The sequence below is a fragment of the Halomonas sp. BC1 genome (assembly GCF_002078135.1).
In the GTDB taxonomy this organism is placed as follows: Bacteria; Pseudomonadota; Gammaproteobacteria; order Pseudomonadales; family Halomonadaceae; genus Vreelandella; species Vreelandella stevensii.
In genome coordinates, this window is the sequence record NZ_LFGS01000005.1 from 97,106 (window position 1) to 104,735 (window position 7,630).

8 protein-coding genes are annotated in these 7,630 nt (G+C 52.1%); all 8 read left to right on the forward strand.

The features are described 5' to 3' along the window. The coding region (locus B7L72_RS05030) for a hypothetical protein (RefSeq protein ID WP_081192947.1) at positions 1–322 on the forward strand (322 nt) is incomplete at its 5' end. A gap of 110 nt (positions 323–432) precedes the next feature. Next, positions 433–753 (forward strand): hypothetical protein, encoded by a 321-nt coding sequence (locus B7L72_RS05035; RefSeq protein WP_164834383.1) that lies wholly within the window; start codon positions 433–435, stop codon positions 751–753. Positions 754–892: 139 nt separating this feature from the next. Further along, a complete protein-coding gene (locus tag B7L72_RS05040) occupies positions 893–2,467 on the forward strand; it encodes a transposase (RefSeq protein ID WP_081192949.1) in 1,575 nt (524 codons plus the stop codon). Positions 2,468–2,772: 305 nt separating this feature from the next. Beyond that, on the forward strand, positions 2,773–3,996 hold the full coding sequence (locus B7L72_RS05045) for an ABC-three component system protein (protein WP_081192951.1): 1,224 nt from the start codon (positions 2,773–2,775) through the stop codon (positions 3,994–3,996). After that, a complete protein-coding gene (locus tag B7L72_RS05050) occupies positions 3,993–4,481 on the forward strand; it encodes a three component ABC system middle component (RefSeq protein WP_081192953.1) in 489 nt (162 codons plus the stop codon). Before B7L72_RS05045 ends, B7L72_RS05050 begins: the two co-directional genes overlap by 4 nt. Continuing rightward, complete coding sequence (locus B7L72_RS05055) at positions 4,478–6,421, forward strand: DUF3732 domain-containing protein (RefSeq protein WP_081192955.1); 1,944 nt, start codon at positions 4,478–4,480, stop codon at positions 6,419–6,421. The genes B7L72_RS05050 and B7L72_RS05055 overlap by 4 nt, the downstream gene beginning before the upstream one ends. A gap of 90 nt (positions 6,422–6,511) precedes the next feature. Continuing rightward, complete coding sequence (locus B7L72_RS05060; RefSeq protein WP_139788445.1) at positions 6,512–7,141, forward strand: WYL domain-containing protein; 630 nt, start codon at positions 6,512–6,514, stop codon at positions 7,139–7,141. Between the two features lie 88 nt (positions 7,142–7,229). Beyond that, on the forward strand, positions 7,230–7,630 hold a 401-nt coding region (locus B7L72_RS05065), incomplete at its 3' end, for a histidine phosphatase family protein (protein WP_139788451.1).

Below are 7,630 nucleotides of genomic sequence, written 5' to 3' on the forward strand. Positions count from 1 at the left end.
TAAGGCAAACGCTCTGGGCATTTACGCCGCAGACACGTCGCTTTGGTCAGAGACTGTGCATGTCCGGAAGCTTCTGCGGGAGTTCGGTATCTCAGTGTCGCGTAAAGAAACACCATTCGAGTCTTGGGAGCGCCTTCCAGACAAGGCTCTCATGGCTATTAAATGGCGTATGGAACAGGGCAAACCATTCTGGCATTGGGTTGTGTTTATCAGAGAGGGCGGCGAGGCAAAGGTGCTGGACTCCAAAAAGGCACTGAAATCAAACGTCCGCCGGGATTTCGGGCGTATCAAGCCCAAGTGGTACATTGAGGTATCCAATTAACAAGGCGCAGCAGTTCGCGGCCGATGGCCGCCGGACGCCCTTTACGTGGCGCTTTCGTCGCCACTCCAAGGTCGCCGCTGTGCTTCGGCGTTATGTTTTAAGGAGGTAGTTTGAGTAAAGTCGTTGGACGCTGGCGAATTAAGTGGATGGAAATGTGGGATCAAGACTTTGTTGATCTTATCGAGCCCGGATACTTCCAGTTCGATGAAGATGGCCTCGGCTTTTTTGTATTCGGAGCAGTTGAGGGCCAAATCGACTACCGCATTCCAGATGATGGAGGGCGAGTCGAGTTTTCTTGGTCTGGAAATGATGATGGTCGTGAAAAGTCTGGCCGTGGTTGGTTTCAGTTTTCATCTTCAAATTCAGCGAAAGGGGAACTCTTCATTCATTGTGGAGACGAGTCGGCCGTAGAAATCGAATATCAAACATAACCAGGCGCGGCACTCGGATGCCTTTGTCTCCGCTTCGCTACGTCAAAGTCACCGGTGCGCTAAGCGTTGAGGCTGTAGAAAAACCCCTTTGACAGCCAGGTTTTGGTAGGATCGGGAAAACAGACGGGGAGTGGTCAGCATGCCGCGCTTCAAGGTTTACAATTACGATCAGAACGCCATGGTGGTCATCAACTACCAGGATCAGCTTCAGCCTGGCACCTTCGAACACGCCGTGCACTACCTGATCGAGTACAGGCTCGACTTATCCGTTTTCCATCCCAGGTATCGCAACGACGCGACCGGTCGGCTGGCCTATGATCCGGCCATCTTGTTGAAGATCATCCTGTTTGCTTACTCAAAAGGCATCACCTCCAGCCGCGAGATGCAATGGTGTTGCGAGACCAATATCATTTTCAAAGCCCTTTCCTGCGATACCGTTCCCCACTTTACCACTCTGGCTAGCTTCGTAAGCCGTCATGCTGATGAGATTGAAGCGCTGTTCGAACAGGTGCTGCTTGTGTGCCACGAACAAGGCTTACTGGGCAACGAGCTCTTTGCCATTGACGGCTGCAAGATGTCCTCCGATGCCTCTAAAGAGTGGTCGGGTACGTTCAAGGAGTTGGGCGAGAAGCGGGAGAAACTGAGAGGCCTGGTTCGGCATCACCTGCTAGAGCATTACGCACGTGATGAAGCTGAAACGGAAGCCGATCTGGATCGGGATATTCGTCGAGCCAGGATGATCCTCTCCCTGGATGCCGCCATGAACAAAGTGGATCGCTTCCTGAAGACGCACAGCCCAAGGATGGGCCGGGGGAAGCGACTCAAGGAAGTGAAAAGCAACCTCACCGATAATGAAAGCGCCAAGATGACCACCAGTAAAGGCACGATCCAGGGTTATAACGGTGTGGCCACGGTGGATAAAAAGCATCAGATCATCATTGACGCTCAGGCCTTTGGTGAAGGCCAGGAACACCACACCTTGCAACCCGTACTGGAAGCGGTCGAAGCTCGTTTCAAGAAGCTAGGCATTGCGGACAACATCTACCAGAAAGGTGCCGTTGTGACCGCAGATACTGGCTTCGCCAATGAAGCCAATATGAAGTACCTGCACGAACGCCAGATCAATGGCTACATCCCCGATAACCAGTTCCGCAGCCGAGATCCGAAGTTTGCCGACCAGAAAGATAAATACGGCAAGCGCCACCAGAACCTACCGGACAAAGGTTGGCGTGAGACGACACCCGCCAGCGCGTTCCAGTTTGATCCAGTAGCGCTAACGTGTATCTGCCCAACTGGCGAAAAGCTGTCTTATCGCGGGCAACGAGAAACGGACACTGGCAAGATTCGTGTTCACTTTGAAGGACGTTTGCTGCAATGTCGGCACTGCCCAAAGAAATACCGTTGCATGCAGAACCCTGGCTCGGCCGATCATCGCCACGGCGCAGGGCGACAAGTGTCTTTTATTATCGAGAACAAACGCTTACCCAATTACACTGACTGGATGAAACACCGGGTGGATAGCCCGAAGGGCAAGGAAATCTACAGCCATCGCATGTCAGTTGTAGAGCCGGTATTCGGCAACATTGGCACGACGAAAAGGCTGAACCGGTTCAGTCTACGGGGTAAGAAAAAGGTGCAGGGTCAGTGGCAGCTCTACTGCCTAGTTCACAACATTGAGAAGTTAGCGAATTATGGTCATGTGGCCGCGTCATGAAGGGCTTGGAGCGGGACCAATTGCTTTGTAAGAGCAAAATACTGCCTTCATCTAGCTTTCAATGGGCGCTCATGTGGCGGAATACCGATATGAATATTATCCAGCTAGATGACTTGCTGGATCATTAAATTATGACGAGAGGCGGTGAAGACGGCTCGGAATTGGGTTTTTCTACAGCCTCGTTATGCCGCAGAAAGTAATCGCAACCAGTGGACTATGGATCAAGCCCATTCTAAGGATGGTCGCCGACCTTGACGCTGGGTAGACTGCGACCCCTGAAAATATAATTAGTATCGGTTGAGCCAATGACGACAAAAAAAACCGACAAATATTCAGCCAGCGAACAAGGCTTGGGGTACATATACCAGGCGCGTCTCGCCCTGCTCCATATATTGCAATTATCGGAGGAGACCGCCGTCTTCTTGGAAAAGGACGACGACCTCGATTTCATCGATGGTGATGGTGGAAAATCCCTCGCATCACTCAAGCATAAGGCGGTCGGCGATAGGCTGGCCGATCTGTCCACGGACTTTTGGAAGTCGGTGAACATCTGGCTGGAGCGTTACAAGCGTGATGGACGTTCCGCATCGAGCCTGCAGTTCTTCCTGTTTACTACGGGTACCGTGAGTACAGGCTCGTTTCTCGCACGTCTTCTCCCTGACCAGCCCGCCCCTTCAAGCGATTTGGCGCCACTAACTGAATTAGCGAATGCCTCGCTCGCCAATTCTAAGTCTCAACTCATCGCGCCGATCGCTGTGTCGTTCAATGAGCTGAGTGAGCCAGAGAAGCAGGATTTTCTCGAACGTATTCTGATCCTAGACGGCAGCCCACGTATCGATGATATCCCGTCGATCATCAGGGATAAGCACATGCGAAGCATCCGGCGCGAGCACCGCGAGTTCGTTTTCGAGCGACTGGAAGGCTGGTGGACTGACGCCGTGATAAAGCAGTTGACACACGCACGGCCGGAAGGAATTTTCGGTTACGAGGTATCGGACAAGCTCTCCAACTTTGCCGAGGAATACAAAGCGGACAACCTTCCCATCACCTTCCGGGGAAAACAGCACGCAGGCGAGATTGATATTGAGGAAGATCCTCGCTTGTTCGTGGCGCAGCTCCGCGAGATCGGCCTCTCCTCCAGCCGGATCAGAAGCGCCGTCCTAGATTACTATCGCGCGTTTGAGCAGCGATCCGCTTGGGCACGCGAGAACCTGCTGGTGTCAGGAGAAGTCGAGGAATACGAAGATCGTCTTGCTGACGAGTGGAATCGCTACAAGGATGTCGTCTTCGAAAAGTTGGCAGACGATAGCGCCGAGAACGCGCTTCGTGAAGCCGGCGCGACCCTCTATAACTGGGCGGAGTTCGAGACAGGAAAGCTCGAATCCTTACGCATCCGCGCCCGGGTTACTGAGCCTTATGTCCTCCGCGGAAGCTTCCATATTTTGGCCGATGCCACGCCCAAGCCTAGGGTCTACTGGCACCCCAGATTTCTTGATCGTCTTAGCAAAGTACTCGGAGTGGCCTCATGAAGCAATGGAACCTGCGCCCTGTCGAGATTCGGAATCTGTTCAACCCAGCCTTCTGCGGTTTGGTACTGTACCGTGCCCTCTCTAGTTACGAGGAACAAGATACCCGCGGGATGCCTTTCTCCCTTTCTCTGCTGGTACTGCCATTGTGCCTACACAAGGATTCGCGAGAAGTCCTTGCAGACAGTCCGCGTAGTTATCTCCTCAAGATCACGGAAAAGAACCAGCAGATTACACTGGGGTTTGCTGACCGAGTGACGCAGATGTTGCCCTATGTCTTCGAGGGTTTCGGTTTGCTCATGGAACGGGGGTGCATCGTAGTTGGGGATGACGGTCGCATTCAGACCGTGCCCAACAAAGTGCGCAAGACCGTCCGGGGAACTGACGAGACCGTTTCTTGCCAGAAAGTGGCACGGATCTTGGGACGGGAATTCGCACGCATTGCCGATCCGGTGACCGTTTACACGACTTTTGGGATTCGTCCATGAAGATTAGCTCTATCCATATCTACAGCCACGACGGTCAACGCCGGGATCTCCGGTTTAGGGTCGAAGGGCTCAATGTCATCACCGGACGCTCGTCTACCGGCAAGTCCGCACTCTCCGAGATCATTGAGTATTGCATGGGCCGCTCCTCATTCAATGTTCCCGAAGGCGTAATTCGCGACAAAGTGGCATGGTTCGCCGTGGTCTATCAGTTCGAGAAAGAGCAGGTTCTAGTGGCTAAGCCGAGCCCACCTAGCGTAGGAGCCAGTTGCAGCATGGCGATGCTCCGACGTGGTACTCAGTTACAGACGCCTGCGTTCAAGGATTTGGTGGCCAACGCTGATGACGATAGCGTTGTGGAATTGCTGTCGCGTCTGCTCGGTATTCCCGAGAACCGCACAGATGTCGCGCTTGAACACAGCCGCGACAGTTACGACGCGAACGTCAAGCACACGTTCTACTATCTGTTCCAGAAGCAAGGGCTGATAGCCAACAAGGATCAGCTTTTCTATCGCCAGAACGAGCCGTACCAGCCTCAGGCAATCCGCGACACTCTGCCGATCCTGCTCGGCGTCTCTTCCGGCGACCGCTATGAACTGGAATCTCGTCTACGCACAGCCCAGCGGGATCTTAGGATTAACAGCAAGCAGTTGGAACAGGCGCGCAACGCTATCGACACATCGCACGAGCAGGCCATTGGCCTCTATTCGGAAGCCAGAAGCGTCGGTGTCATTAGAGGCGGGGAGAGCACGAATGGAAGCGGGATCATCGAGGCGCTGAGGTCTGCGCTGGCGTGGAAGCCCGAAATGGTACCCGACGACGACGGCAGCCGGATTTCGCTCTTGGAAGAAGATCTAAGCCAGTTGCGTCAGGATCGACGCGACACTCAATCGAGGATCGACGCGGCACGACAGTTTGCCAAGCGGGCGGGTGGCTACGAGAATGAGGCAGCCGAGCAATTGGATCGACTGGCGTCGATCAAGGCTTTGCCGAGAAACCCAGACAACGGTGAATGGCAATGGCCGTTCAGCGAACGAAACCTAGCGATGGAGTCTCCAATTGCGGCGGCCTTGCTCGGCGAGTTAAAGTCGCTTGACAGCGAATTGCGCATCGCTATCGGCCAGCGTCCAAAGCTCGAATCCTACCTTTCCGAACTGACGAGCAAAGTGGACGAGATAGCGGGCGCCATAAAGCAGAAAGAAGCAGAGCTATCTGCGGCGATCTCGGCTAACGAGGTCATATCTCAAATGGGCTCTCGTAATAATGCGGCAGCACGCGTGGTTGGTCGCATCAGCCTGTTTCTGGAGACGCTTCTGCCGAACGAAGAACTTGCTCGGTTGGAAGCACAGAATCGTCGTCTTAACAACAAGGTTAAGCAGCTTGAAGACCAGATTGGCGCGGATGACAGCAACGAGCGCTTAGCCTCGATTCTCAACACTATCTCCGTAAATCTGTCACGTTATATACAAAAGTTTAACGCCGAGTTCAGTCCTTACCCCGCTCGGTTAAACCTGCCACAGTTGACTATAATTTTTGATCGCCCAGAACGCCCGGTTCCGATGGCGCGGACTGGAGGCGGCGAAAATCATTTGGCGTACCACCTATCGGCACTGCTTGCGCTACATCTTTTCGCCGCAAAGAATAACCGGCCAATACCTAGATTCCTGCTGATCGATCAGCCTACCCAGGTCTATTTTCCATCTGAGCAGGTCTATAACGACGCCGATGGATCAATACAGAAGACAGAGGCCGACGCCGACCTAGATGCAGTGCGTCGATTGTTCGAGTTATTGCTAAAGTTCACTCAGGAGGAGGTTCCCGGGTTCCAACTGATCATCACCGAGCACGCGAACCTTCGTGACCATTGGTTTCAAAAATCGTTGGTCGAAGAGCCTTGGACAAAGCCGCCCGCCCTGGTTCCAGAAGAGTGGCAAAGCACATGATCTGCACGATATGTCAGCGACGAAGGCATAGCAATGCATTGCAGCGGACAAGCCGTTGAATTCAGCATTATATTTTAGGGAGGTGCTGGAATGAAGGATAAGCTAGGGGAAGCCATAGATTCTGGCGAAATTCTTCGGGTTAGATATTTTGGTGAAAGTACACCGGGTACAGAGCGAGATATTTCGCCAGTAAAAATAATTAATGATAAGGTTCGTGCACGATGTATGGAAACAGGAGCGGTAAAAACTTTCTCCATTTCAAAAATGGAATTGGCTATTCCTGGTGAGTCACCTGAATTGGCGTTAAAGCAATCTTTTAATCCTCCAGAGTTTATCAGTACTACCGAAATAGCCAGTTACCTGACTGATTCTTTAGTGGCTTTGGGTTGGATCGTTAAAACCACTGACACCTCTCTAACCCTTCACACGCCTTTCAAGAATGGAAAAACAAAAAAGACTCCGGTTATTTCGCTAGATTTCGAAGAGTATGAATATGTGTTTCCTGAGCCAGATATGGATTCACCTGATTTTGATTGGAATGACTTTATCCCCGATATAGTTGAAGGCGATGCACTTGAAGGGGCAGAAAAGATTAAGAGGAAACGGCCATGGGTAGTTCGAGCTAAGAACAAGGGCACTGCTACATACGGTTATTCAAAAAAAGCTATGATTCGTTTAATGAAGTGGGCAGGTGAGCTGTCACCAAGCAACAAAATATGACAATCACATGTTGTCGCTACTATCGCGGGTGGGACAACCTAGACTGCGTTTCGGTTGCCCCAAATGTGGGCATTAAAATGAATCAAGAATGAATATATTCCTCTTGAGACACGCAGAAACAGAAACGAACCGTGATGGTGCGTTAGGAACAGGAAGCGGTGACGCGCTCACACAGCATGGTCATTATCAGGCACAAAGCATTATAGGAAGCCTCTTGGAATTGGAGATCGAGTGCATTCTGTGCTCTCCTTATCCAAGAGCCCTGAAAACCATTCAACCTTTTGCTGAGGTTGCCAAAATAGAGATTGAGGTTCACCCTTGTTTAGCTGAGGGGCAGTTATTACTAACTGATGCTCCTGCCCGAGAGGAGCCCAAGTATTTCCGCCACGTGCCAGGCCATGACTACCCCCATGAAAATGAGTCGCCAAGTGCATTCATGGAGCGTGTGGTACAGGCGAAGAAGCTAATCGTCGACACCCAGCCTCACTC